At 71.5% G+C, this 25,644-nt stretch carries 24 protein-coding genes; 9 read left to right on the top strand and 15 right to left on the bottom strand.

Annotation, left to right across the window (positions count from 1 at the left end; genetic code table 11):
• Positions 1-8 precede the first annotated feature (8 nt).
• Positions 9-2,936, top strand: a complete 2,928-nt coding sequence (locus tag IW256_RS25895) for a beta-galactosidase (protein WP_197013443.1) — start codon at positions 9-11, stop codon at positions 2,934-2,936.
• 183 nt (positions 2,937-3,119) lie between these two features.
• Here the strand turns inward: IW256_RS25895 and IW256_RS25890 are convergent, their stop codons facing one another.
• The 7 genes from IW256_RS25890 to IW256_RS25860 all read right to left on the bottom strand — a co-directional run bounded on the left by IW256_RS25890 (position 3,120) and on the right by IW256_RS25860 (position 8,392).
• Positions 3,120-3,263: a hypothetical protein gene (locus tag IW256_RS25890; RefSeq protein WP_197013442.1), complete on the bottom strand. Its 144-nt coding sequence runs from the start codon at positions 3,261-3,263 to the stop codon at positions 3,120-3,122.
• 141 nt (positions 3,264-3,404) lie between these two features.
• Entirely contained in the window at positions 3,405-4,058 is a 654-nt protein-coding gene (locus IW256_RS25885) for a hypothetical protein (protein ID WP_197013441.1), read from the bottom strand.
• 32 nt (positions 4,059-4,090) lie between these two features.
• Positions 4,091-4,570, bottom strand: a complete 480-nt coding sequence (locus tag IW256_RS25880) for a nucleoside deaminase (protein ID WP_197013440.1) — start codon at positions 4,568-4,570, stop codon at positions 4,091-4,093.
• Between the two features lie 34 nt (positions 4,571-4,604).
• The gene (locus tag IW256_RS25875) at positions 4,605-5,819 is read right to left on the bottom strand and encodes a hypothetical protein (RefSeq protein WP_197013439.1); all 1,215 of its coding nucleotides are present in this window, start codon (positions 5,817-5,819) and stop codon (positions 4,605-4,607) included.
• Entirely contained in the window at positions 5,809-6,999 is a 1,191-nt protein-coding gene (locus IW256_RS25870) for a hypothetical protein (protein ID WP_197013438.1), read from the bottom strand. The genes IW256_RS25875 and IW256_RS25870 overlap by 11 nt, the downstream gene beginning before the upstream one ends.
• Entirely contained in the window at positions 6,996-7,640 is a 645-nt protein-coding gene (locus IW256_RS25865; protein WP_197013437.1) for a hypothetical protein, read from the bottom strand. Before IW256_RS25865 ends, IW256_RS25870 begins: the two co-directional genes overlap by 4 nt.
• A gap of 35 nt (positions 7,641-7,675) precedes the next feature.
• Entirely contained in the window at positions 7,676-8,392 is a 717-nt protein-coding gene (locus tag IW256_RS25860; RefSeq protein ID WP_197013436.1) for a GntR family transcriptional regulator, read from the bottom strand.
• Positions 8,393-8,523: 131 nt separating this feature from the next.
• On the opposite strand from IW256_RS25860, the gene IW256_RS25855 reads away from it, so the two are divergent.
• The 3 genes from IW256_RS25855 to IW256_RS25845 all read left to right on the top strand — a co-directional run bounded on the left by IW256_RS25855 (position 8,524) and on the right by IW256_RS25845 (position 11,396).
• On the top strand, positions 8,524-9,753 hold the full coding sequence (locus tag IW256_RS25855) for an NRAMP family divalent metal transporter (RefSeq protein WP_197013435.1): 1,230 nt from the start codon (positions 8,524-8,526) through the stop codon (positions 9,751-9,753).
• Positions 9,744-10,532 (top strand): putative hydro-lyase, encoded by a 789-nt coding sequence (locus tag IW256_RS25850; protein ID WP_197013434.1) that lies wholly within the window; start codon positions 9,744-9,746, stop codon positions 10,530-10,532. Before IW256_RS25855 ends, IW256_RS25850 begins: the two co-directional genes overlap by 10 nt.
• Before the next feature lie 117 nt (positions 10,533-10,649).
• Positions 10,650-11,396, top strand: coding sequence for a FadR/GntR family transcriptional regulator (locus IW256_RS25845; protein WP_197013433.1), 747 nt, complete (start codon positions 10,650-10,652; stop codon positions 11,394-11,396).
• A 4-nt stretch (positions 11,397-11,400) separates the two neighbouring features.
• On the opposite strand, the gene IW256_RS25840 is transcribed toward IW256_RS25845, so the two are convergent.
• From IW256_RS25840 to IW256_RS25825, 4 genes are read right to left on the bottom strand one after another with little or no spacing between them, the layout of a single operon-like run.
• A complete protein-coding gene (locus tag IW256_RS25840) occupies positions 11,401-12,216 on the bottom strand; it encodes an SDR family NAD(P)-dependent oxidoreductase (protein WP_197013432.1) in 816 nt (271 codons plus the stop codon).
• A complete protein-coding gene (locus IW256_RS25835; protein ID WP_197013431.1) occupies positions 12,213-13,061 on the bottom strand; it encodes an HpcH/HpaI aldolase family protein in 849 nt (282 codons plus the stop codon). The genes IW256_RS25840 and IW256_RS25835 overlap by 4 nt, the downstream gene beginning before the upstream one ends.
• The gene (locus IW256_RS25830) at positions 13,058-14,536 is read right to left on the bottom strand and encodes a four-carbon acid sugar kinase family protein (RefSeq protein WP_197013430.1); all 1,479 of its coding nucleotides are present in this window, start codon (positions 14,534-14,536) and stop codon (positions 13,058-13,060) included. The genes IW256_RS25835 and IW256_RS25830 overlap by 4 nt, the downstream gene beginning before the upstream one ends.
• Positions 14,536-15,723 (bottom strand): M24 family metallopeptidase, encoded by a 1,188-nt coding sequence (locus tag IW256_RS25825; protein ID WP_197013429.1) that lies wholly within the window; start codon positions 15,721-15,723, stop codon positions 14,536-14,538. The genes IW256_RS25830 and IW256_RS25825 overlap by 1 nt, the downstream gene beginning before the upstream one ends.
• Before the next feature lie 312 nt (positions 15,724-16,035).
• Here IW256_RS25825 and IW256_RS25820 point away from each other — a divergent pair, with 312 nt between their 5' ends.
• The 5 genes from IW256_RS25820 to IW256_RS25800 are packed head-to-tail and all read left to right on the top strand — an operon-like array spanning position 16,036 to position 21,275.
• A complete protein-coding gene (locus tag IW256_RS25820) occupies positions 16,036-17,148 on the top strand; it encodes an ABC transporter permease (RefSeq protein ID WP_197013428.1) in 1,113 nt (370 codons plus the stop codon).
• On the top strand, positions 17,145-17,909 hold the full coding sequence (locus IW256_RS25815) for an ATP-binding cassette domain-containing protein (RefSeq protein WP_197013427.1): 765 nt from the start codon (positions 17,145-17,147) through the stop codon (positions 17,907-17,909). The genes IW256_RS25820 and IW256_RS25815 overlap by 4 nt, the downstream gene beginning before the upstream one ends.
• Positions 17,910-17,943: 34 nt before the next feature.
• Entirely contained in the window at positions 17,944-18,942 is a 999-nt protein-coding gene (locus IW256_RS25810; protein WP_197013426.1) for a sugar ABC transporter substrate-binding protein, read from the top strand.
• A 7-nt stretch (positions 18,943-18,949) separates the two neighbouring features.
• Positions 18,950-19,942 carry an amidohydrolase family protein gene (locus tag IW256_RS25805; RefSeq protein WP_197013425.1) on the top strand — a complete coding sequence of 331 codons (993 nt, stop codon included), beginning with the start codon at positions 18,950-18,952 and terminating at the stop codon, positions 19,940-19,942.
• Between the two features lie 37 nt (positions 19,943-19,979).
• Entirely contained in the window at positions 19,980-21,275 is a 1,296-nt protein-coding gene (locus tag IW256_RS25800; RefSeq protein WP_197013424.1) for a DegT/DnrJ/EryC1/StrS family aminotransferase, read from the top strand.
• Positions 21,276-21,512: 237 nt separating this feature from the next.
• Here IW256_RS25800 and IW256_RS25795 read toward each other — a convergent pair whose 3' ends face one another.
• The 4 genes from IW256_RS25795 to IW256_RS25780 are packed head-to-tail and all read right to left on the bottom strand — an operon-like array spanning position 21,513 to position 25,598.
• Positions 21,513-22,448, bottom strand: a complete 936-nt coding sequence (locus tag IW256_RS25795) for an alcohol dehydrogenase catalytic domain-containing protein (protein WP_197013423.1) — start codon at positions 22,446-22,448, stop codon at positions 21,513-21,515.
• The gene (locus IW256_RS25790) at positions 22,445-23,275 is read right to left on the bottom strand and encodes a carbohydrate ABC transporter permease (protein ID WP_197013422.1); all 831 of its coding nucleotides are present in this window, start codon (positions 23,273-23,275) and stop codon (positions 22,445-22,447) included. Before IW256_RS25790 ends, IW256_RS25795 begins: the two co-directional genes overlap by 4 nt.
• Before the next feature lie 5 nt (positions 23,276-23,280).
• Positions 23,281-24,231 carry a carbohydrate ABC transporter permease gene (locus tag IW256_RS25785; protein ID WP_197013421.1) on the bottom strand — a complete coding sequence of 317 codons (951 nt, stop codon included), beginning with the start codon at positions 24,229-24,231 and terminating at the stop codon, positions 23,281-23,283.
• Between the two features lie 5 nt (positions 24,232-24,236).
• Positions 24,237-25,598, bottom strand: coding sequence for an ABC transporter substrate-binding protein (locus IW256_RS25780; protein WP_197013420.1), 1,362 nt, complete (start codon positions 25,596-25,598; stop codon positions 24,237-24,239).
• Positions 25,599-25,644 lie beyond the last annotated feature (46 nt).

Genomic DNA, 25,644 nt, shown 5'->3' with positions numbered 1-25,644 from the left:
GCGCCGACATGAGAAGGATCCTTGTCGCGTTCCTGCTCGCGGTCACGATGGTGTCCGCGCCGCCCGCGACGTCCTCGGCTTCCGTGATATCCGCCGCCTCCACGACACCGTCCGGCTCCCCACCAGCCACCGGCTCCCCGACAGCCTCCGGCTCCCCGACTTCCACCACCTTCCCGACTTCCTCCACCTCGGGGACGTCCCCCTCGTCCCGGATCACCTACGACCGCTACTCGCTCACCGTGGACGGGAGGCGCGTCCTGCTGTGGTCGGGGGAGTTCCACTACTTCCGGCTGCCCAGCCCGGAGCTGTGGCGCGACGTCCTGGAGAAGATCCGCGCCGCGGGCTTCAACGGCGTGTCGCTCTACTTCCACTGGGGCTACCACTCGCCCAGGCCGGGCGTGTACGACTTCACCGGGGTCCGGGACGTGGACCGCCTGCTGCGCCTCACCGAGGAACTGGGCCTGTACGTGGTGGCGCGCCCCGGGCCGTACATCAACGCCGAGACCACCGGAGGAGGATTCCCCGCCTGGCTGAAGAACGTGCCGGGACGGGCCCGTTCCAGCGATCCCGGCTACACCCGCGCCTACCGGGAGTGGCTGGGACGCATCAACCCCATCATCGCCCGGCACCAGCTCACCCGCGGCGGGTCGGTCATCGCCTACAACGCCGAGAACGAGTACGCGGCCAACACCGACGCCGCGTACATGGAGGACATCCAGCGGCAGGCCCGTGACGCGGGCATCGACGTGCCCATCACCCACAACCAGTGCTGCGACGCGTCCTGGACGCCCACCTGGGCCACAGGTCAGGGCGCCGTGCAGATACCGGGCGTGGACGACTACCCGCAGTCGTTCGAATGCCGCGAGCCCGACACCTGGGGTACGTGGGGCGAGGGCGTCACCGAGCGCCTGAGCCAGAACGCCCCCGCCTACGGCGCCGAGTACCAGGCCGGTGCCATCGACCTGAACAAGGCGGGCTACGAGAAGTGCCGCGAGCTGACCGGCCCTGCCTTCATGAAGGTCTACTACAAGTCGAACCTCATCACCTCAGGGGCGACGATGTTCGGGTACTACATGGCCTTCGGCGGGACCAACTGGGGGCGGCTGGCCCAGCCCAACGACGTCTACACCTCCTACGACTACGGCGCGCCGATCACCGAGAACCGGCAGCTCACCGGCAAGTACGACGAGTTCAAGAGGCAGGGGCTCTTCGTCACCACGACCGCGCCGCTGGCCAAGACCGATGTGGCCGCCGCGCCCGCGTCCAGCGATCCGGCCGTGCACACCGAGGCCCGCGCCAACCCCGACACCGGTACGCAGTTCGTCCTCGTCCGGCACGCCGACCGCAGGACCGACGCGGACAGGTCCTCCACCCTCACCTGGAAGACCCCGGACGGGACGTACCCGGTCCCCGTCCAGGTCAAGGGACGGGACGCGAAGGTCCTCGTGGCCGGGTACGACATGGGCGGCCAGCGCCTCACCCTGTCCACCTCTGAACTGCTCACCCACACGACCGCCGGGGACGGGGACCGGGACGTCGCGGTCCTCTATGGCACCGAGGGCGTTCCCGGGACGACCGTTCTCCGGTACGCGTCACAGCCCACGGTGAAGGTGCTCGACGGCACCGTGCGCTCGTCCTATGAGAACGGCGCCCTCACCCTGGGCTACACCCACGAGGGCCTGGCGCGCGTCCTCGTCACCGGGGGCGGTCGCCGTCCGCTCCTCCTGCTGCTGGGCACCGAGAAGGAGGCCGCGAAGTTCTGGCGGTCCGGCGACGTTCTCCTGCGCGGCACCGACCTGGTCCGTTCCGCCGTTCTCAAGGGAGGCGACCTGACCGTACGGGCCGACCTGTCCAAGGCCGGCGACATCGAGGCGTTCGTCCCGGCGTCGCGCCTCACCGTCAACGGGCGGGCCGTCCCCGTCCGCCCGACGCCGAGCGGGTCGCTCCTGGGCCGGGCCCCCGGCCCCGAAGCGGTCCGCGTCCCGTCACTCACCGGTTGGCGAACCAGGGCCGAGGCGCCCGAGGCCCGACCCGGCTATGACGACTCGCGCTGGACGGTGGCCCGCAAGACCACCACCGTCAGCCCGATCAAACCCAAGACCCTGCCCGTCCTCTACGCCGACGACTACGGCTACCACCATGGCCACGTCTGGTACCGGGGCCGCTTCACCGCCACGGGCTCCGAAGCGTCGGTCGACCTCAACGCCATCACCGGCAAGGGAGGCATCTACCAAGTCTGGCTGAACGGCCGCTACCTCGGCTCGGCCGCGGGCGGGGAACAGAAGGACGCCGACAGCCCGGTCAACCCCGATCCGGGCCCCGGCCGCTTCCCGATCCCATCCGGCCTCCTGGCCGAGGGTCGGTCCGCCGTCCTGTCGGTCCTGGTGGAGAACATGGGGCACAACGACGACTGGACCGCCGACGACGTCCGGCACAAGCAGCCGCGCGGCCTGGTCGGAGCCTCCGTCACCACCACCGGTTCCGGCACGACGGTCCCCATCACCTGGAAGATCCAGGGCGGCGCGGCCGATCCCGTACGGGGCCCGTTCAACACCGGCGGTCTGCACGGTGAACGCACGGGCTGGCACCTGCCATCGTCGCCCGGTGGGGACTGGCGGCCGGGCCTGCCCGCCCTGGCCCCGGGGGTCTCGTGGTCGCGCACGCGGTTCCGGCTCGACCTTCCCCGTGACCAGGACGTCCCGCTGACCCTCCGGTTCGGCCAGGGCACCGGCCGGCACCGGGTGCTGATCTACCTCAACGGCTGGAACGTCGGCGAGTACGTCAGCGGCGGGGTGCAGCGCGACTTCACCCTGCCCGCCGGTGTCCTGCGGACGCGCGGGGACAACACCCTCGCGCTGGCCGTCATCGCCGAGGACGAGACGACCCTCGGCGCGCTCACCCTGACCCCGGTCGCCAACCACCGCGTCCCGGGCTGATCCCACCGGGCTGATCCCAGAGGTTTTGCGGGTTACCGCGAGATCCCGCGAGACCCGCAAGATCCCGCGAGTCCCCACGAGATCCCGCGAGACTCCACGAGGAGAACTGCGAGGAGAACTGCGAGGCGGCGCGGCGCCCGGCCTGAGACCCAGGCCGGGCGCCGCCCCGTTCCGTGCGAGGCGTCAGCCGCTCCCGTCCGCCCGGACGGTGCCGCGCCCGGCGTTGTACACGACGCGGATCAGTGCCATGAGCAGGAGGAACACGATCAGGCCCGCCGCGCACACGGTGATCGCGTGCAGCCGCTCTCCCGGCAGAGTCTCGACCAAACAGACCCGGGGCTGGAAACTCACCCAGATCTGGCCCGGACTCCTCATCTGGATCACACCGTCCGGCGCCTGGCACATCACCCTGCCCGACCGGGAATGAGGGAGTGCGCGAGATTTGACCACCGGGCGGACGCCCCGCGTTCATCGAGACGATCGCGTTCGCCTGCCGGGGCCGGGGCCGGGGCGGGGGCGGCGTGGAGCGGTGGACGCGGTGCGTGGGGCGACGCTGCCGATCGCGATCGAGATGAGCAGTACGAGACCGGCGACCGCCACGACCTGGCTTTCACCGGTCGTGGGCAGGTCCGACCTGGGGCCTTCGACCGGGGGAAACCGTTCGTGGGGGTCGATGACGACCCGCAGGGTGTCGCCGCGCTCGTGGCCCTCGCAGTTGGTCGCCAGTTCGCGCCGGATCGCGGTGCCTTCGGGGAGGCGCAGGGTGCAGTGATGGATGTCGGTTCCGCGTCCCGGTGTCGTCCAGGTCCGGTCCACGACTGCGGTGGTGTCGACCCCGACCAGTGTCAGGGCGAAGTCCCGCGCGGCCACGACACCGACCGCGTACAGGACGAACAACGCTAGGACACCGCAGGTCAGGGACAGGTTCTTGAAGCGCGTCGGGCGCCGTGTCACGTACAGGCGTCCCAGTGCGATCGTGGCGCCGATCGTTCCGATGACAGCGGCTACGGCTGCGGCCGGGGTCCCTCGCCAGAGATAGGCGGACGAGGACAGCGCCAACCCGAGAGCGGCGATGCCGAGCACCGCGCCGCCCCGCAGGAGGGCGGAGCGGGCAACCGGCATACGTCCTTCACTCTTGGGCAGCGGATGGCGGGTCAGGCGGCGTGGGAGCGGCGGTGCAACTCGCGCATTCGATCGGCGAACTCGGGAACGGGGCCCTCCACGATGACGCCGGGCGCCACCTCCTGGACCGGCAGGGTCTGTACGGGCGACGGCTGGACGCCCAGTTCGGTCCGCCAGGCCGACAGCTGGGCCGAGGAGGTCGCGTACACGATCCGGCCCAGCCCGACCCAGGCGTGGGCGGCGGCGCACATCGGGCAGTGCTCGCCCGAGGTGTAGACGGTGGCGGACGCGCGTTCCTCAGCGGTCATGTTCGCGGCGGCCCACCGAGCCAGCTCGAACTCCGGGTGGGCGGTCTCGTCGCCGGTGGAGACGACGTGGTTGTGGTCCTCGGCCAGGACGCTGCCGTCCCCGGCCACGAGCACCGAGCCGAACGGCTCCTCCCCGGCCTCCAGAGCCTGCGCGGCCAGTTCGACACAACGTTCCAAATGCCGCAGCCCGGTCTCATCGATCATGGTCTTTGTCCTACCACATCGTGGTGATCAGCGGTCATCGGCGGCGGGCCTTGAGGTCGCCGCGCAGTACGCGGTGGACGAGATCGTCGCGTAGCTGCCCGTAGCCGGTCTCCGCCCAGAAACCGCCCTCGACCTCGTAGTACGGGACGAGCCGGCCGTCCACGCGGTCGGTGAGGACCTCGGGCGTGCGGTGGGCCTTGACGGCGCTCGCGCAGGCGCCGCAGGTCTGGACGCGCAGGCGGTCGCGCTGGCCGAGGGGCCGCCAGCCGATCGTGGTCACGGCGTCGCCGTGCAGCGGGTTGAAGAAGCACAGCGGGCTGGGCGGGACCTCCCGGCCGCCGTCGGCGAGCGAGCGCGCGGAGGCCAGGGCGTCCCGCCCCCGGTCCACGAGGACGAGCACCCCGGCCAGGTCGGGCACGCCGCGTGCCGCGTCCAGCACCTTGCCGGCGGCCTGGTAAGCGTCCAGGGCCCGGGTCAGGGCGTCGTGCACGCCGGGGCGCGCGGCGTCGAGATCGGTCCGGTCCAGCAGCTCGCCGAACGTCACGACCTCGTGTGCGGCCTGCTCGCGGAGTTCGTCGGCGTTCGCCCGTTCGGCGGCGGCCAGGACCGCGCGGGGGAGCAGGAGGGGGTGCTCCTCGCGCCGGACGCGGGCGCCGCGGCGCCACCGCCAGACCACGAGCCCGGCCACGGCCGCGACCCCGGCCCCCGCAGCGGTGAGGGGGAGGACCGGGAGACCGTCGTCATCGGTGGTGGCAGAGCCGGGCGTGGTACGACGGCGTCGCAGGTGGGCGGTGGCCTTCTCGTACTCGGCCGTGCCGCGTCCGGCGGCGATCAGGTCGACCGCCCGGATCAGCCGGTCGGCCAGGGTCGCCTCCTTCATGTCCTTCTGGAAGAACGGGACGCGGGCGGCGTCCCTGCTGTTCTCCTGCGCGTCGCGGGTGCCGCCCCACTGCCGGGCGGCCAGCTGGCCCGCGAAGTCGTCGGGGGTGAGATAGACGCCGTCCTCGCGCAGCCGGTCGTGCACGACGGTGGCCAGATGGTCGGGGTCGTCCCAGGTGCCGCCCTTCACCAGCGGGACGACGATCACGAAGATCGGGACGGGGGACCGCCGTATCCGGGCGAGCAGCTCCGACCGCCTGGCGGGCGGTACCGCCTCGGCCAGGGACGGATCGACGTAGATCGGCGACCTGCGCAGCGCGGACGCGATCCGCTGGCCGGGGGACGGGGCGAGCGGCCTGTCAGTCGACACCGAGCGACTCCAGCACGTCCGAAGGGATGTCGGGGCGGCGGGACCCGAAACCGCCGCGCTGCCAGCGGCCGGGCACGTCGTAGTGCGCCCGCCCGTCCGGGACGCGGAGGGTCCGCGCCTTCAGCGGGACGGCGACGCAGCCGTCGCAGACCCGCAGGGACCCCTTGCCGGGGAACCTCCGCCGCTTCCTGCCCGCCGGGCCGTGCAGCGGATTGGCGTAGCACGGCGGGGCGGGCCTGTCCTCGGTCAGCGCCGCGCGCCCCTGCCGGGCCAGCACGACCACCCCGACGAGGTCGAGGGCCGCGTCCGCGTCGCGCCGGGCGGGGCGCGGGCCCACCTCGTCCCTCAGCAGGCGGGCGGCGTCGTACGCGCGCATGGTGGCGGGACGGTCGGGATCCAGCACCCGGGCGAGTTCCTTGAGCTCCTCGTCCGCCAGGGAGACCAGTCCCCGTACGGAGGGCCGGCTCTGGCGGAGTTCCCGCCACGGGCGGCGCCGGGCACGGCTCACCAGGGCGAACGTCCCGTACAGGATCCCGGCGAGGGCCGGTCCCGCCAGGAGCAGCCCGAAGGTGAACGGCCCCCAGAAGGCCGCTTCGAGCGGCTTCCGCGAAGTCTCCTCGCCGAAGGGCGGCACGGACTCGGAGATGGCGGGCGTGGTCGGCGCGGCCTGCGGGGAAGCGCGGACCAGGTCCAGCAGCAGCGTCAGACGGTCGGTGATACGGGCGAACGGCTCGCGGTAGTCGCCGCTGTCGCGCACGGCCGACGGGACCAGGCCGTAACTGCTGAGCCGCCGCGGCACCCCGAACGGCACCGCCTCGATGGAACCGTCGCCGTCGACCATCACGTAGAGGCCGTCGCGGTCCAGCCGCGCCCGGAGACCGGCGAGGAACACCCGGTCACGCCCGTAGGACTCCGAGTTCCTGTCGTTGGGGACGACCACCACGAAGACCGGGACGCCGATGTTCTCGGAGGTCCGGGTCATCGCCGCCTTGATCCGCGCGCGTCCGGCGGTGTCGATCGTGTCCGCCAGGTCCATGTCCACGAACAGCGGGTCCCGGGCCAGGGCCGCCGCCACTCTCTTCCACCGCGCCTCCGCGTGCGGCGGGTCGTCCGCGTGCGCGACCGGGCCCGGCGCCAGGACGAGCGCCAGCGCCGCGATCACCAGGCTGAGGGCCCTCATCGCCGCACCTTCCTCCGCCGCCGGACGGCGAGCGGCACGAGCAGCGCCGTCGCGCCGGCGGCGGTGCCCGCGGCCATCGCCAGCATCTCCTTGCGGTCGCGTTCGGCGCCCCGGTCGCGGCGGGGCCGTTCGGGCTCCCGCCGGCGCTCGTCGATCCGGCGGGCGACGTCGGGCGCGGTCATGATCTCCACGAACCGCCGGACGTGCGCGATCACCCCGGCGTCATAGGGCATCTCCAGGCGGGCGGTCGACCAGGCCCGGTCCACGGGCAGGGAGCCGCCGTACTGCCGCGCCGACCCGCCGCCGTCGGCGTCGGTGACGATGTAGACGCCGTTCTTGCGCAGCCGGTCGTGCAGCAGCGGGATCAGCTCGCTGGGGCTGGCGGACTTCGACCGGGGCAGCAGCGTGGGGCCGACGACGACGTAGACGGGGACGCCCAGGCGGCCGACCAGGGCGCGGATCTGGGCGGCGGCGTCGCCGGGCAGCGCCCGGGGCTCGTGGTCGGTGACCTGGACCGGGTCGGCGGCCAGCCGTCTGGCCAGCAGGTCGGCGCGGCCGGGCGCGGGCGCCGCGTGCGCCGTCCCGGCCACTGCGGGGAGGGCGGCGAGGGCGAAAAGGACGACCGTTACGATCAAGCGCACATCGGGAGTGTAACGACACCCTTGCGGGCGGCTCCTCACCGTCCCGTCGGGCGGTGCTCCTCCTCGCGGCGATAGGCGGCGGTGAGCTGGGCCTCGGCGTCGTCGAGATAGGACAGCAGCTCCCGTTCGGCGGCCTCGCACTCGCCCCGCGCCAGCAGGCCGGCCAGCAGCCGGTTGCGGGCCAGGTAGGGCTCGTGGAACTCGCGCGGCGAGCCCATCTCGTGGAACACCAGGCGCAGCTCGGCCAGCAGGGTCCGCATCATCTCGTCCACCCGGGGGCTGCCGCACAGGGCCCCGATCGCCTGGTGGAACCGGATGTCGGCGGTCCCCACCTGCGGCCAGGCCCCGGCCTCGGCGGCCCGTTCACCCTCGGTGACCGCGGCGTCGAGCCGGGCGAGCGCCTCCGGCCGCGCCCCGGCGGCCTCCCGCGCGCCCGCGCCCTCCAGGATCCGGCGCACCCGGTAGAGGTCGGCCAGGTCGGCGGCCGTGAGGCGGCGCACGAACACGCCGCTGTTGAACCGGTGCTCCAGCAGCCGTTCCTGCACCAGCAACCGGAACGCCTCGCGCAGCGTGTTGCGGGAGACCCGGGCGGCGCGGCACAGCTCGGCCTCCGGCAGCCGCTCACCGGGCGCCAGCAGGCCGTCGGTGATCTGCTCGCGCAGCAGCCCGGCGACGCGGGCGGCGGTGCTCGACCGGCCGAGTTCGTCCCGGGCGGCCTCGATCCTGCCCAGCCAGGCGTCCTGCTCGGGCATCGGCCTCCTCCGGATGGGCGTTATGCGGCGGTCACGCCAGCCTATCGCTCGATTCGTGAATCGAAGGATTGATGAATTGTTGAACAATCCTTACCCTGCTGGAAAGACGTACCCTCCACAAGAGGACGACGATGACCGATCGCACCACGCTCGGCCAGGCCGGAGCGCCGCCGGCGGCCCCGCGCCGCGGCGCGCTCCTGGGCGCCATGTTCCTGATGGCCACCAGCGCCATCGGCCCGGGATTCATCACCCAGACCACCGTCTTCACCGCCGAGCTCGGCGCCGCGCTCGCCTTCGCGATCCTGGTGTCGGTGCTGGTGGACATCGCGATCCAGCTGAACGTCTGGCGGGTGGTGGGGGTCTCCGGCCGCCGCGCGCAGGACCTCGGCAACAGCGTCCTGCCCGGGGCCGGCTACGCGCTGGCCGGGCTGGACGTCTTCGGCGGCATCATCTTCAACATCGGGAACGTGGCCGGGACCGCGCTCGGCCTCAACGCGCTGCTGGGCCTGGACGTCAAGATCGGCGGTACCGTCTCCGCGCTGGTCGCGGTGGCGGTCTTCCTGATCCGGCGGGCCGGCGTCGCGATGGACCGCATCGTGGTCGTGCTCGGCTGCGTCATGATCGCGATGACCCTGTACGTGGCGATCATCTCCTCCCCGCCCCTCGGCGAGGTGCTGGTGCAGACCGTGGCGCCCGAGGAGGTCCGGTTCCTGACGATCACCACGCTGATCGGCGGGACGGTCGGCGGCTACATCACCTACGCCGGCGCGCACCGCATGATCGAGTCCGGGCTCACCGGCCCGGAGAACGTCCGGGGCATCACCCGCAGCTCGATCACCGGGATCCTGGTCACCGGCCTCATGCGGACGCTGCTGTTCCTCGCCGTCCTGGGCGTGGTGGCGGGCGGGGCCCGGCTGGCCGCCGACAACCCCGCGCCGTCGGCCTTCCAGCACGCCGCGGGCGAGGCCGGGCTGAGGGTCTTCGGTCTGATCATGTGGTCCGCCGCGATCACTTCGGTGATCGGCGCGTCCTACACGTCGGTGTCCTTCCTGGTCTCGTTCTCCCCCTGGATCGAACGCAACCGCAACCGGCTGGTGGTCGCCTTCATCGCGCTGTCCACCGTCATCTACCTGGCGCTCGGCACCACGCCGGTGACCCTGCTCATCCTGGCGGGCGCGCTGAACGGGCTGATCCTTCCGTTCGGCCTCGGCCTCCTGATGTGGGTGGCCGGGCGCCGCTCCGACCTGCTCGGCGGCTACCGCTACCCGGTGTGGCTGCTGGTGCTCGGCGTCGCGGCCTGGCTGCTGACCCTCTACCTGGGCTGGAACTCCCTCACGGGAATCGCCGACCTATGGAAGTGAACGACCCGGGCTCGCTGACCCCGGAGCAGGCCAGGGCGCTGTTCCGGGCCGGGCTGCGCGTGCCCACCGCGGGCTGGTGCGCCGGCCGCACCCAGGCCAACCTGATCGCCGTCCCGCGCGACCACGCCTACGACTTCCTGCTGTTCGCCCACCGCAACCCCAAGCCGTGCCCGGTCATCGACGTGACCGAGCCGGGCGAGACCACCGCCGCGCTGTTCTCCGGGGACCTGCGCACGGACCTGCCGGGCTACGTCGTGTACGAGGACGGCGTCCCGGTGGCCGAGGTGACCGACGCGACCGCGTACTGGCGGGACGACCTGGTGGCCTTCCTCATCGGCTGCAGTTTCACCTTCGAGGGCGCGCTGATCGAGGCGGGGGTGCCGGTCCGGCACATCGAGCAGGGCGGGAACGTGCCGATGTACCGGACCGGCCGCGCCTGCCGCCCGGCCGGCGGCCTCGCCGGCCCGCTGGTGGTCTCGATGCGCCCGATCCCGGCCGGCCTGGTCGCCGACGCCGTCCGGATCACGGCACGCTACCCGGCCGTGCACGGCGGCCCGGTGCACGTGGGGGATCCGGCCGAGCTGGGCATCGCCGACCTGGACGCGCCCGACTTCGGCGACCCGGTCGAGGTGCGGCCGGGCGAGGTCCCGGTCTTCTGGGCCTGCGGGGTCACGCCCCAGGCCGCCGTGACCGCGTCCCGCCCCGCGTTCGCGATCGGTCACGCCCCCGGCCACATGGCCATCACCGACGCCCGCGACAGCGACTACCTCGTCCCGTGACCGCCTGCCCCCGCCGCTTGAGTGCGTAGGTTTGCGTTGCGGGGGAGACCGCCCGGCCGGTGGCGCCGTTGATGGCCTACTATTGGCTGACCGGTTCACCATTGAGGGGAGTATGTGATGTCGACGGGGCTGCCGCAGTTCGCCTCACCACGGCGCGAGGCGCCCGGGGTGGAACTCACCCGCCGGCTGCTGGACTATCTGCTGTCAGGGGATGTCAAGCCCGGGCAGCGAATCCCATCGGAGCGGCAGCTTGCGACGGCATTGTCGGCCGGCCGGTCGACCGTTCGAGAGGCGATCAAGTCGCTGAGCCTGCTGGGCCTGCTGGAGCAGCGCGTGGGAGACGGCACCTACCTGAGCCGTTCCAGCTCGGATCTGCTGCCTCAGGTGATCGAGTGGGGGCTGCTCCTGGGGGAGAAGCGCCTGGAGGACCTGCTGGAAGCCCGGTCCGCTCTGGAGGTGCAGCTGGCCGGGTGGGCAGCGGAGCGCCGCACCGAGGCGCAGCTCGCGGAGCTGCGAAGGCTCATCGCGAAGATGGGCGACGCGGGCGAGGACTTCGAGAGTTACGTGGAGGCCGACATCGCCTTCCACCTGTGGCTGGCCGAGGCGAGCGGCAACGGCGTGCTCGCCAGTGTGCTGACCAACATCCAGTCGCTGCTGCAGGCGTGGGCGTCGAGGGTCATCCGTACCGCGGGGGAGACCGAGACCTCGCTGGCGATGCACGAGCCGATCCTGGCCGCCGTCGAGGCCAGGGATCCCGATGCGGCGCGGTCGGCGATGCTCGCGCACATGGAGCGCGCCACCAGGCGGCTCCGGGCCAGCCTGCCCGCCGACGACGACCGGCAGGGTGGCACCGGGGCCCGCTGAGTGATCACCAGAGGGTCTGGCCGCCCTCGATCACGAGGTTGTGGCCGGTCATGTAGTCCGACGCCGCGCTGGCGAGGTAGACCGCGCCGCCCTGCAGGTCGGTGACCTCGCCGAGCCGGCCGAGCGGGATGTCGGTCAGCCAGCGCCGGACCAGCGGCTGCAGCGCCGGGTTCTCCTCGATCAAAGCCGTCCTGATGATCCCCGGTGACAGGGAGTTGACCCGGATCCCGCGCTCGGCCCATTCCGCGGCGAGGGTCCGCGTGAGCTGGACGACACCGGCCTTGGAGGCGTTGTAGGCCGCCTGCTTCTGCGGGTGGGGCACGATCAGCGCGGCCATCGACGCGGTATTGATGATCTTGCCGTAGCCCTGGGCGAACATGGCGCGCGCCTCGGCCTGGCAGCAGGTGAACACGGAGCGCAGGTTGAGGGCGAAGACCTCGTCCCACTCGGCCAGCGAGGTGTCCTCGGCCGCGGAGTTGCGATTGATCCCGGCGTTGTTGACGGCGATGTGAAGACCGCCGAGACCGGTGACGGTCCGCCGGACCATGCCGGACACCTGTGCCGGATCGGTGACGTCGGCGGTCACCGCGAGGGCGGTCGCCCCCCTGGCGGTGAGCTCCCCGGCCACGGCCTCGGCCTTGGCGGTGTCGAGATCGACGACGGCCACGCCGGCCCCGGCCTCGGCCAGGGCGTGGGCGAAGGCCCGGCCGATCCCCTGGCCTGCGCCGGTGACGAGGGCGACCCTGCCGTTGAGCCGGAACCGCTCCATGACGGACTGCTCGGGGCCGAGGGGCACGGGGACGTTCGAGGACTGCTTCATCGGTGTTCCTGCTCTCGGGTCTTGTCGAGGGGCCGCCGGGCCGGAGGCGGGCCCGCTTCCGCGTCCGTTCCAGAGGCCAGCGATGTGAGGCTCGTGCGGATGACATCGATCGCGTTGTAAAGGACGATGGCCGCTCCACGGCTACGCCAGGACCGGGCCTCACGCTCATCCCTGACGATGACGCACAGCTTGGCGTTGCGGGCGCCCTGTGCGTCGGTGACGATACGGTCGATCGCGGCGGTGACGTCGGGATGGTCCAGGTCGCCGGGACGCCCGACCGACAGCGACAGGTCCCCCGGGCCGACCCAGACGGCGTCCAGCCGTGGCGTCGCGGCGATCTCCGCGACGTGCGGGATCGCGGCGACGTCCTCGATCTGCGCGATCACCAAGGTCCTTTCGGCGTCACGGATGTGACGGTCGGTGCGGGCCGCGCCGTGGCGACCGGCCCTGGTGGACAGCGCGAACCCGCGGCTGCCGTGCGGCGGATAGTGGGCGGCTCGAACGGCGGCGGCGGCCTGGTCGGCGGTGTCGACATGCGGAACGATCACACCCGCCGCCCCGGCGTCCAGCGCGTGCAGGATCTGCTCGGGCCGGTTCGAGGAGACCCGTACGACCACCGGGACCCCGGCGGAGTCCGCGGCCCGGACATGGTTCTCCAGGAGCTCGCCCCCGGCGGGACCGTGCTCGGTGTCCAGCACCACCAGGTCGAAGCCGACATGGCCGGCCAGTTCGACCAGGGCCGCACCCGGCATCTTGAGCACGACTCCGGTGACCGCCGCGCCAGAGCGCAACCGGGCCGCCAGGCGGTCGAGGTGGGGTCCGGGCAGGATGCCGCTGCCGGTCATCGGCAGCTCCCTTCGATCGGGGCGAGAATGTCGAGGACGCCGGCGAGGGTGGTATCGGTTCCGACGTTTCCCGGGAAGACGACGCAGGGCAGGCACGGGAAGCGTCCGTCCGAGGGCCGCCAGACCGATAGTTGCCCCGGGGCGAGCTGACCGGCGACGGTCGCCCGGCGGGCGCCGAGCGTACGGGTGATGATCTCCGAGGAGGTGATGCCGCCCTTGGCGACCAGGAAACGCGGCGGACGGCCGCCCAGCGCGTCGACCGCCGCCGTGACGGTGTCGGCGACGGCCACGGAGATCCGCCTGGCCCAGCCGAGGCTCTCCCGGGGCGAATCGGCGCGTACCTGGGTACGGCTGGTCGCCAGCACGGAGTCGCCCCGGGCCAGCGTCTCCCCGAGGAGGGCCGCGCAGCGGGCCGTCTCCGCCTCCGCTCGAGTCCCTCCGGCGATCACTTCGGACACCTCGAGGCGGACGTGCCCGAGCCCGTGCCGGGCCCGGGCCACCGCGAGCTGTCTCGTGGTCAGGCCGGTGTGAGAGCCGACGACGATCAGTCCGGGGCCGACCCCTTCCGGTGTCCCTTCCGGGAACAGGTCGCGAGCCGTCAACGGTGGCCGTTCGGGCAGACCGGCGTAAATGCGTACGAACGACGGACCCACCCTGCACAGCAGCCTGGCGCCGGCCGCGTCCGCCTGTTGCAGGGCCAGGCAGAGCACCTCCAGATCGGCCGGATGGGCCGCGTCGGACACGGCGATCCGGCCGTCGACGGCTCGCAACCGCTCGGTGACGTGGGCGACGCCGCCCTCGCGCAGGTCCGTGAGAGAGATGCTGACGATCTCGGACAGGTCCCTTCCCGTGCGTTTCGCCGCCCATTCGGTGATGGTGGACTCGGTATAGCCGAAGGTCGCGTCGCGGGAGTACTCCGTTTCCGAAGCCGGTCGCAGGGTGGTGCCGTGGCGGACCCATTGGACGCCTTCCACGGTGAAGCGTCCGGCCTCCAGGAACGCAGGGCAGAGCAGGACGCCGTGGTAAGGGGCCCCTGCCTCTGCAGCGGCTTCGGCGATGGCGTGGGTCTCGAGGGGGAAGTGGCCACGCAGTGTGGAGTCGGACCGGCTGACTATACGCAGCGCCGTTCCGCTGTCCCGGGCGCGCCCATGGAGCACGGAGACCAGGGTTCGGGTGAGTTCGGCGGCGTCCGCTGCGTCCATGGCGCGGCTGTTGGTGAGCACGAAGACCACCGGAGACCGCTCTCGCAGCACGGCGTCGGCAAGGTCCTCGCTGGGGCCGGTGACGGTGAAGACCGGAACGTCGTGAACGGTCTGGCAGCCGGTCGGGTCGTCGTCGAGGACCACCAGCCGAACATCGCCGGCGCGATGGTGGGCACGGATCAGCTCCAGCGCGCCGGGCACGCGCAGCGGCGGGGGGAGAGCGGCGAGCAGGTTTCGCTCGGCCGCCGGCACGGGCGGATCGGAGCGTTCCATCAAGAGGCCCCGTCGGCGTGGCCGGACGGCACCTGGTAACCCCGGCCGATGTCGCCCGGCGCCTCCCAGCCGTCGTCGGTGACGATCAGGGTGTCCTCCAGCTTGACGAAGCCGACCTCACCGTTCTCGATCCAGGTCTCGATGGACAGCACCATCCCCGTCCGCAGCGGAAGGTCGGCGTGGTCGGCCGGGTACGGCACCGGCCCGGTCGCGGTCAGCCGCGGCGCCTCGTGCGTGATCAACCCCATACCGTGGGCGACGAAGAACATCTCCTCGGCATGCGGGCATCCGGCCATGGCCTTGTGTGCGGCGTCGAAGATGTCGCCACCCCGGCCGCCCGCCCGTACGGGCACCCGCGCGGCCTGCTGCACCGCCTCCACCTCCGCCAGGAGATCGGACTGAAGTGCGGTGGGCTCGGCCGCGGCCACCCCCATCCGCGCCAGGTCGCCGATGTACCCCCGGTACATTCCGCCGGAGTCGAGGCTCAGTGTGGCCCCCGGCCGCCAGATCTCCCGGTCCGTCGGCGCACGGTTGAGCCCAGGCCCTGCCGTGACCAGTGCGTAGTCGAAATCCAGGCCCCGGGCGACCTGCTCGCGGCGGAAGCGTTGAGCGATGGCGGACTTGGTCTCTCCAGGGCGCGCGGTGTCGAAGGTCGCCAGCATCGCATCGATGATCAGCTCGGATGCCCGGCGGACCAGCGTCAGCTCATCGGGGCTCTTGACGGCCCGCAACTCCTCCAGCAGGGTCTGCGCCTCGACGAAGACGGCCTCCGGCAGCTCGGCGCGCAGGGCGTCCATCGCATCGGCGGGGATGAAGCCGGCCTCCACCGCCACGGTGCCGCGTGCCAGCCCGCGCCGCGTCAGCCCCTCGGCCACCGCATGCGCCGTTTCCACACTGGACCACGAGACATTGCGGATCTCGGGCACCCACACGTCGGACACATCGGTGCCCCATGCCTCGTTGCCGGCGCCGATGTAGAACGCGCTGTCGGCACGGCCCCGCACGTACGCCAGGGCTGGGAGATACCGGGACAAGCCGATCGCGTCCATGTTGGCGAAGAAGAAGTACCGGTAGCCACCCATCAGGTACTGCACGTTGTGCTTCGTCGTCGCGACGACGGCATCCACACCGTGCGCTTCGCACAGTGCGTCAAGGCGCTCCCGGTCGAACGGGGTCTGGACGGGCACGAGGACCTCCTGTCTCGCTGGGCGGGCAGGCGAGCCAGCGGCGTCGCCGTGCCTGGTTGACCGCCTCAGCATCTCCCACGCCCGGGCTAGAGGTCAACCGGTCGACCTTTTTGGTTCACCGGTTGACCAATATCCCCGGCTGTGCCTAGACTCCGTCACCAGTTCGGCAAAAGCCCAGCTCAGAACGATTCTGTGGGAGGCCCGTGTGTCAGTCGCCACAGCAGGCCGGAGGTGTCCCTCCGTCCGGCCCCGCTCGATGGGAGGCATCCCGCCTCGTCCGCCGGGGGCGGTTCCATCTCCGGGTGAGCGCCGGTGACCGGGCACCGCGGGTCGGACACCGTTTCGCGGCGACCCGCGGGCGAGCCGCCGAACGGAGCGCCCGCCGGGCGGACCGTACGCGATCGGGGGCTGCGCGACCGGGTCCTACGGTCGAACGCGACCCTGACGCCGGCGGCCCTGCTCCTGAAGGTCATACAGGTCGGCCCGCTGCTGATGCTGCTCGTGATCGCCGGTGTCTTCGCCGTGGCGAGCCCTCATTTCCTCGTCCCGGAGAACATCACCAACCTCGGCTCGCAAAGCTCGATCGTGATGGCCCTGGCCCTGGGCCAGTTCCTGGTGATCCTGATCCGCGGGATCGACATCTCCGTGGCCGCGGTGGTCGCGTTCTCGGCCATCGTCGCGGTGAAGCTCGTCGGGGCCGGGGGATCGGGTGTGCTGTTCGTGCTCGCGATGATCGCGGCCGGTGGCCTGGTCGGCCTGGTCAACGGCGTGATCATCGTGAAGGGGCGGCTGCCTCAGCCGCTCATCGTCACCGTGGCCACCCTGGGGGTGGCGACCGGGCTGTCCCAGACCCTCACCGGCGGCGTCGCCGTCGTCGGCCTGCCCGACCTGGTGGGGACGCTCGGCGCGGGGCGGCTGGGGCCGGTCCCCGTCCCCGTCGTCATCGTCCTGGGCCTCGGTGCGGTGCTCTATGTCGTCATCTCGCACACGCAGTTCGGGCGCTGGCTCTACGCCTTGGGCGGCAACCCCGAGGGCGCGGAGCGGATGGGGCTGCCCACCGGAGGGCTGACCATCGCCGTCTACGTCCTGTGCGGCCTGACGGCCGGCGTGGCCGGGCTGATCACAGCGGGCCAGACCGACAGCGCCACCCCCCTGGCCGGCAGCGGCAACATCCTCGACGCGATCACCGCCGTGGTCATCGGCGGAACCAGCCTGTTCGGCGGGCGCGGATCACTGCTCAACGTTCTGGTCGGCGCGCTCATCCTCGGCACCATCCGCAACGGGCTCGACCTGCTCAACGTCAACCCGTACATGCAGCTGGTGGCGATCGGTGTGATCATCGTGGTCGCGCTCGAACTGGACGTCGCCCGCAAGCACCTGGAGGACCGGGTCTCGCGCTCTCAGGCGGGGGAGGTCGAGGCATGACGTCCCCGGAAGGTACTGCGGCGCCGGTGCTGCGGGTCGCCGGAGCGCGCAAGGCGTTCGGGCGGGTCGTCGCGTTGCGCGACGTCGACCTGTCGCTGGGCGCCGGCGAGATCCTGGCTCTCCTCGGCGACAACGGCGCCGGCAAGTCCACTCTCATCAAGGTCCTCTCCGGCGTGCACCGGCTGGACGCTGGAGAGATCTCCATGGACGGTGTCAGTGTCACGTTCCAAGGCCCGGCCGACGCGCGCCGGGCGGGCATCGAGACCGTGTACCAGGACCTGGCCGTCTTCGACAACCTGGACGTGCTGTCGAACATGTTCATCGGACGCGAACACCGCCGCCCGAGGTTCCTCGGCCCGCTCGCCCTGCTGCGCACCCGGGACATGGCCGCGCAGTGGCGGGAGGCGTCCCGGAAACTCAAGATCACGATTCCCGATCCGCGGCAGCCCATCGGCCTGATGTCGGGCGGGCAGCGCCAGGCGGTCGCGGTCGCCCGCGCCGCGGCCTTCGCCAGCCGCGTGGTGATCCTGGACGAGCCGACCGCGGCGCTCGGGCTGCGCGAGAGCCGCCAGGTCATCGACCTGATCAAGGCCCTTCCCGAGCAGGGCGTCTCGGTCATCCTCATCTCCCACAACATCGAGCACGTCCTGGAGATCGCCGACCGTGCCGTCGTCCTGCGGCAGGGCCGCGTGGTCGGCGAGGCCGAGGCCGTCAAGGCCAACGAACACCGCATCGTCTCCATGATCGTCGGAGCCGGATGACCGCCCCGTGTCCCGTCCCGAGAGGAGAACCCCGATGAGATTCACCAAGGTGCCGGCCTTCGCCGCCGGCCTGGCCCTGCTGGCCGGAGCCGCGGCCGGATGCGCGTCCGAGAACGCCACCGGCACGGCCGGAGACCAGATCAAGGTCCTCTATTTGCTGCCCACCCTGTCCGACGAGGCGTACACCCGTGAGCAGGCCGGTGCCAAGGCGCAGGCCAAGCAGTACAAGAACCTGGCCCTGACGGTGGATTCGGGCACCGGGCGCCAGGACGCGACCGCCTTCATCGCCAAGATCCAGAACGCGGTCACCCGGAAGTACGACGCCATCGCCGTCGACGCGGGCGGTAACGGCCCGCAACTGGCGCCCGCGCTGGAGGCGGCGCGCAAGGCCGGCGTCAAGGTGGTCACGGTCGGCCAGCCCATCGCCCAGGCAAGGGCCGACTCGCACGTTCAGTTCGATCAGTCGCCGGCCTACACCGATGCGGGCAGGTTCATGTCCGCTCAGCTGCCCTCCGGTGGTGACATCGGCATCATCACCTGCGTGGCGAGCAACGCGGACTCGCAGGCGCGCGTCAACGGGTTCAAGGCCGGGCTCGCACCCAACATCAAGGTCGTGGCCTTCGCCGACGCCCAGTGCGAACCGGCCAAGGCGAGGACGATCAGCGAGAACATGCTCACCGCCCATGCCGGACTGCGGGGCGTCTTCAACAGCACCGACATCGCGACCATCGGCACCATCGAAGCGCTCCGGGCGGCCGGGAAGGACCTGGTCGTCATAGGCGGGGACGGTCAGACGGCGAACCTGCGCCACATCGCCGGCGGCAACGTCCAGGACGGCGCCGTCCGGTACCCGAGCGAGACGATCGGCGCGCTGGGCGTCAAGACGGCCCACGCGTTGGCCTCCGGCGAGACGGTGCCACGAGAGGTCGCGGTGCCGCGCTTCCCTTTGATCACCAAGGAGAACGCGGCCGCGGTGCTCGCGCAGATCAAGGCCATCGAGTCGGGCGCGCAGGCGCCCACGCTGAACGGGTGAGGACGACATGCGTACCGCCGACGACCGTCCCCTGATCGACTTTCACGCTCATGTCGATCGCGACTGGCTGCCCTGGTTCCGCGACTTCGCCGAGGCCAACGGCGTGGACATCGCGGTGAATCTGTGGGACATGTCCACCCCTCCGCGCCCGGTGGACCGATGGCTCGACCCGGCTTCCCCCGAGGCCGCCAGGATGCGCTTCTTCTACAAGCCGGATCTCGCCGGCATCGGGTCGGAGGACTTCGCCGAACGCGGGGTCGCCGCGTTCCGGCGGGCCGTCCGGGCCGGTGCGTGCGGGCTGAAGGTCTGGAAGAACCTCGGCTTGTGGCTCCGGGACACCGACGGTGAACTCGTCCGGGTCTGCGATGACAGGCTGGGCTGGCTGTGGCGGACGGCCGCCGCTCTCGGGTTGCCGGTCGCGATCCATGTCGGCGACGCGCCCGCGTTCTTCCAGCCCCTGGACGACCGGAACGAACGGCGCCACGAACTCGAGATCCATCCGGAGTACTGGTACGGCGACCGGTCCAGATATCCGGCGCTCGAATCCATCCACGACGATCTGGTCCGGCTCATCGAAGGCCATCCGGAGACGCGTTTCGTGGCCGTGCATTTCGGGTCCTTCCTGGAGTTCGACCGGCTGCATGGGCTTCTCACCAGATATCCCAACCTCTCCGTGGACACCGCGGCCCGCATCGCCGACCTGGGGCGCGAACGGGACCGAGACGCGGTGCTGCGCATATTCCGGGACCATGAGGACCGGATTCTCTTCGGCACGGACATCATCCGGAGCGCCGCCGAGTCCATGCCAGAGGTGAGCACAGGCGATCCGTTGTTGGAGAACTATCTCCGACTCCATGTGACGTTCTTCGAGAGCACTGAGCCGATTCCTTCCCCACTGCCCTTTCAGGGGTCGTGGCCGCTGCGTGGTCTCGGTCTTCCGGCAGCGGCGACCGAGAAGCTCTTCTACCGGAACGCGGCGCGGCTGCTCCGGCTCAATTGACGGCTCAGAACCGACCCATCAAGGAGGCTCATCGCCCATGGTCATGTCGTCAGGAAACGATCTGGCGATCCTCGGTGGTCCGAGCGCGTTCTCGCGACGGCAGCCCAGGTATCCCGAATTCTCCCCGGAGGCATTGCGGCGTCTGTGCGCCGTACTGGCCGACGGCCCGACCCAGGGCCTGAGCAAGGGGCATCCGATCGTCGCAGAATTCGAGGGACGGCTCGCCGAGCTTCACCAGGTGAGCCATTGCCTCGCGGCGGCCTCCGGGCACGGAGCCCTGCAGTCCGCGCTGATCGGCCTGGAGATCACCGAGGGCGACGAGGTGATCACCTCACCGTACTCGTGGGGCGCCTCGGTGTCCTGCATCCTGCACAACGGTGCCATGCCGGTGTTCTGCGACGTGCTCCCCGACACCGGCCTGATCGATCCGGCCGCGCTCGAAGGCGCACTCACTTCGCGGGCCAGGGCGATCATGGTTCCGCATCTGTACGGACAGCCGGCGGACATGACGGCGATCATGAAGTTCGCCGAGGCACACGATCTCCGGGTCGTCGAGGACGGCAGCCAGGCCCACGGCGCGCGGCATGCCGGGCGGCCGGTGGGCTCGTTCGGGCACGCGTCGGGCTTCTCGATCAACGGGGTCAAGCCGCTGGCGAGCGCGGAGGGCGGCTACCTCGTGACGCGGCTGGAGGAGGTGTACTGGAAGGCGACGATCAGCTGTCAGCACGCTGGGCGCGGCGAGCTCATCGGACGCGCGAGCGAGCCCGGGTTCCCCGACGAGCTGCGCGGTCACATCGACTCCCTCGTCTATACCTATCGCCCCAACGTCCCGTCCCTGGTGCTCGCGCTGGACCGCCTCCCGCACCTGAACGAGGAGAACGACGCCCGCCGCGCCAACGCCGGTCTTCTCCGGCGGCTCCTGGAGGACTCCGAGCTCTTCTCCTTCCCCCGGTACGCGGACGAGGACCACCCTGTCTTCCACATGGTGACCCTGAACGTCCGGCGCCTCCTGCCCGAGGTCGGGCGTGACGAGGTCCTGCGCGCGCTCCAGGCCGAAGGGGTACCGGCGGTCGCCTACGTCGAGCGGGGTCTCCACCAGTCCCCGCGGATGAGCCCGGATTGGTCCGGCCCGAAGGTCATGTGGACCGGGACCATCCGGCGGTCGGGACAGGATCCGACCCGGCTCCCTCTGCCGGGATGTGAGGAGAAGGTCGCCACCTCGATCGAGATCCCCTGGAACTACGTGCATCGCGACGACGACCTCATCGCGGAGATGGCGGGCGCGTTCAGGAAGGTGGAGGCCAATCTCGCGGCGCTGACGGGCCTGCGCTGACCGGCGGCACACCAGGTTCGCCGAGCCACCGCGGCCACGGGTCGCGAGGGCGGGGCGGGTGTCGCCGGCGAGGCCGGCGACACCCGCCTCATGGCGTGTCCAGGAGCAGGGCGCAGTTGATGGCCGAGATGCTGTAGGGCTTGGGGGTGGTCGCCGAGCCCCCGTTCGCCGTGCGGGTCGTACTGCTCGGCCGGCGGATCTGGCCCCCGGGTGGCTCAGTCAGGTGAACGGTAGGGGTCAGAGGGTCACGGTGGCCTTGACGAAGCCGTGCGGCTTGGCGTCCAGGGCCTGGTACGCCTCGTCGATCCGGTCGAGCGGGTACTCGTGGGTGAGGAGGGGCGCGAGGTCCAGGCGGCCGCAGGCCATGAGGCGCAACGCCGCCCGGGTGGCGTCGGCGAGGACGCGCCCGTCCCGGACGTGCGCGTTGACGACGTCGAGGGCCTTCCAGTTCCAGGTGGTGAGATCGATGGCGCGGGCGGGGCCCCGGTGGTAGCCGAGGATCGACAGCGCCCCGTGCTCGGCGGCCAGGACGGTCGCCAGGTCCAGGCCCGCCTGCGTGCCGCTGGCCTCCACGACCAGGTCGGCCGAGGACGGCTCGAGCCCCGGGTCGTCCGGGTGGAACAGCCGGGTGGCGCCGACCGCCGCGGCGGCGTCCCGCGCGTCGTCCCGGGGGTCGATCCCCCACACCTCGCAGACGGGGCTCTGGGCGAGCAACCGGGCCATGACCAGGCCCATGAAGCCGAGCCCGATCACCGCCGTGCGCGCCCCCACGGCCGGCCGCGCGCGCCGGTACCCCTCGACGACGCAGCCGAGCGGTTCCCCGAACGCGAGGGCGGGATCGACCCCCTCGGGTACGACGACGATGTCGGCCGGGTCGGCCGTCACATGGCTGGCGAACGAGGGCACCAGGCGGCCGGTGACGACCTGGCCGGGGCGCAGCCCGGTGACGCCGGCGCCGACCGTGTGGACGGTGCCGACCGGTTCGTGACCGAGCCGCAGCGGCTTCCCGCCCGCCGGGCCGGTCCGCCAGTCGTGCAGGTCGCTGGCGCAGATCCCGACCCGGTCGACCTGGACGAGGACCTCGCCGGGCCGCGGTGGATCGAAGCGGTGCTCCCGGACGGTGAAGGTGCGCGGGCCGGTGATCTCGGCGATCCGGCCGGTGATGAAGGTCATCTGGTGGCTCCTGCGGTGAGGCCGCGGATGAACTGCCGGTTGAGCAGCAGATAGACGAGGAGGACGGGGATCGTGGCCAGGGTCGTCCCGGCGGCGATGACACCGGTGTCGCTGGTGAAACGGCCCTGGAAGAAGGTGAGCCCGATCGGCAGTGTCCGGACCGCTTCGTCCTGAAGGAAGAACAGCGGCACCACCATCTCGTTCCAGGACCACATGAACTCGAAGACGACGAGGGCCTGGAGGGTGGGCCGGGCGAGCGGCAGCACGACCGACCAGATGACCCGCAGGTTCCCCGCCCCGTCGATGCGGGCGGCGTCGATGATCTCCGGCGGGACGGTCTGCATGAAGGCCCGCAGCATGAAGATCGCGAACGGCAGTCCCAGCGACGCCTCGATGAGGATCGCGCCGGTCCGGGTGTCGACGAGTCCCAGGTTCCGCATCTGGAAGAACAGCGGGATGATGATCGACCAGACCGGGATCATCAGGCCGAGCAGGAACACGAGGAAGACCGGCTGCGACAGCGGCAGCCGCAGGCTCGCCAGCGCGTACGCGGCGGGCACGGCGCACACCAGCACGACGAGCACCGTCCCGGCGCCGATGATGAGGCTGTTGCCCAGGTAGTCGGCGAAGCGCGCCTGGGTCCAGGCGTTGACGTAGTTGTCCCAGTGGGGCCGGCCCGGCAGCCCGAGCGGGTCGCCGGTGATGTCCGCGGACGTCCGCAGCGAGGCGACCCAGACCCATACCAGCGGGGCCAGGGAGATCACCGCGGTCACCGCGAGCGCCGAATGGCTCAGGGACCTGATGGTGCGTGAGGGGCGGTCCGCCATTGACCTCAGTCCCTTTCCCGGAGGCGCAGAAACACGATCGTGACGAGGAGGGTGAGCACCGTGAGCACCACGGCGGTCGCGGCGCCGTAGCCGACCTGGCGGGTGGTGAAGGCCAGGGAGTAGATGTAGTAGGCCACCACTTCGGTGGAGCCGCCGGGGCCGCCGCTGGTCATGACGTAGACCAGGTCGAAGGTGCGGAGCGTGTTGATGAACGACACGATCAGCAGCAGGGTGATCTGGGTGCGCAGCCCCGGGACGGTGATGTGCCGGAACTGCGCGAACGCCCCGGCCCCGTCCAGCGCCGCCGCCTCGTAGAGCGAGCGGTCGACGTTCTGCAGCCCCGCCATGAAGATGACCATGGCGAAGCCGAAGTAGGTCCAGTTCGCGGTGGCGATGACGGCGGGCATCGCCGTCGACTCGCCGGAGAGCCAGCCGGTGGTGGCGGCGCCCGCCCCGACCGTGTCCAGCGCGCTGTTGAGCAGCCCCCAGCCGGGGTTGTAGACGAAGTCCCAGACGATCCCGACGACCACCAGCGACATGGTCGCCGGGACGAAGAAGACGGTGCGGAACACCGTCCGGCCACGGATCCAGGACGCCGACAGCAGCGCCGCGAGCGCCAGCCCGAAGCCCTGGGCCAGCCAGCTCCCGGCGACCCAGCGCAGGTTGTTGAGCAGTGCGGAGAAGAAGCGCTCGTCCCCGACGAGCCTGCGGTAGTTGTCCAGCCCCGTCCAGGCCGGCGAGGCGGTCAGCCCGTCCCAGCGGGTGAAGCCCAGGTAGACCGTCTGGACGATCGGGGCCAGCAGGAACACGCCGTACAGCAGCGCCGCCGGGAGCACCAGGGCGTAACCGTCGACCACCCGCCGCACCTTCCGGCCGCCGGCGCGTCCGGCCGCGGGGGAGGCGGCGGGCCGGCCGGCCCTGGCCGCGACCCCGCGGGTGCCGGATGAGAGCACCATGGCGTTCAGCCCCGGGCCTGGCGGCGGGCGGTGTCCAGCGCCTTCTGGAGCTCCGCCGCGAACCGCCCGGCGCTGATCCGGCCGTCGAGGAAGCGCTGCGCCGAGCTGTTCCACGCCTCGGTGACCAGGGGCGAGCTGGAGTAGCCGGTCCAGGCGCCGATCCCCCCACCGGCCTGGACCGTGCGGATCACGTCGAGGTTGTCGCGCACCAGCGCCGGAACGCGCACCTCGGGCCCCGGCCGGTACCCGGTGGTGGGGAGCACCCCGGCCTGGAGCCACTCCCGTTCGGCCTGCGGCGAGAAGTGGACGAAGTCGATCCAGTGGGCGGCGATCGCCGGGGCCTTGGCCGCGGCGGAGACCGCCCACGCCCCGCCGACCCCGCCCGCCGCCTGCTGGGGGATCCGCGGATCGCTCATCGGGAACGGCACGAACCGCACCGTGGTCCCGCGCATGTTCTCCAGCACGTCCGGGGTGATCCCGGTGCCCTCGATGACCATGCCGGCCTTGCCGGCGAAGAACTGCTTGGCCGCGTCGTCGAAACCGACCCCGTTGAACCGCGGCGTGACCCAGCCGCGTTCGACCCAGCGGCGCGCCTGGGTGAACGCCCGCTCGACGGCCGGGTCGGTCCAGGCGCCCTTGCCGCCGATCCGCTCGATGTCGTTGATCGTGGCCAGCGGCACGCCCGCGTGCACGGCCGCGCCCATCAGGTGCGAGGACGGCCAGAGGTCCTTGTTGCCGAAGGTGATCGGGGTCACCCCGGCGGAGCGCAGCCTGGCCGCGGCGGCCTCGAACGACCAGTGGTCGCGGGGTTCGCCGGCGCCGTGCCGGCGGAACAGGTCCGCGTTGTAGAACAGCCCGACCGCCTCGCTGGACCGGCCGACGCCGTACAGCCGGCCGCCGTAGGTGGTGCGGGCGGTGATGTTGGACGGCAGCCTGCCCTTCCAGCCGTACCTGGCCGCCGCGGCGTCCAGCGGCATCAGCAGCTTGGACGTGGCGAGGGTGCCGAGCGAGGACTCGTTGGCGTCGTAGTCGACGATGTCCGGGCCGGCTCCCGAGGCGAGGGCGGTGGGCACGCTCTTGGTGAGGTCGTCCAGGGTCAGGTACTGGATCTTGACGGTGACCTTGGGGTTCTGGCGCCGGTAGGCGTCGTTGAGCCGGTTCAGCACCTTCTGCAGAGCCGGGTTGTCGCCGAACTGGCTGAGCACGGTCAGCGTCGCGGGCTCGCCGGGCTGGGGTCCGCCGGTCACCTGGCCGGCGGCGGGCGGCGGCACCGAGTTGCCGACGCAGGCGGTCAAGGTCATGGAGCCGGCCAGCAGCGCGGTGGTGAGAACGGCGGTACGACGGGGGTTTCGGGGTCGGTGGAACATGTCGAGCTCCCGTGAGGGGTGGGAAGGAATGATGGGCGGGTGCCGC

Source organism: Actinomadura viridis (assembly GCF_015751755.1).
Taxonomy (GTDB): Bacteria; Actinomycetota; Actinomycetes; order Streptosporangiales; family Streptosporangiaceae; genus Spirillospora; species Spirillospora viridis.
The sequence above is the reverse complement of the archived record's forward strand: the minus strand, read 5'-3'. Positions and strand labels throughout refer to the sequence as shown.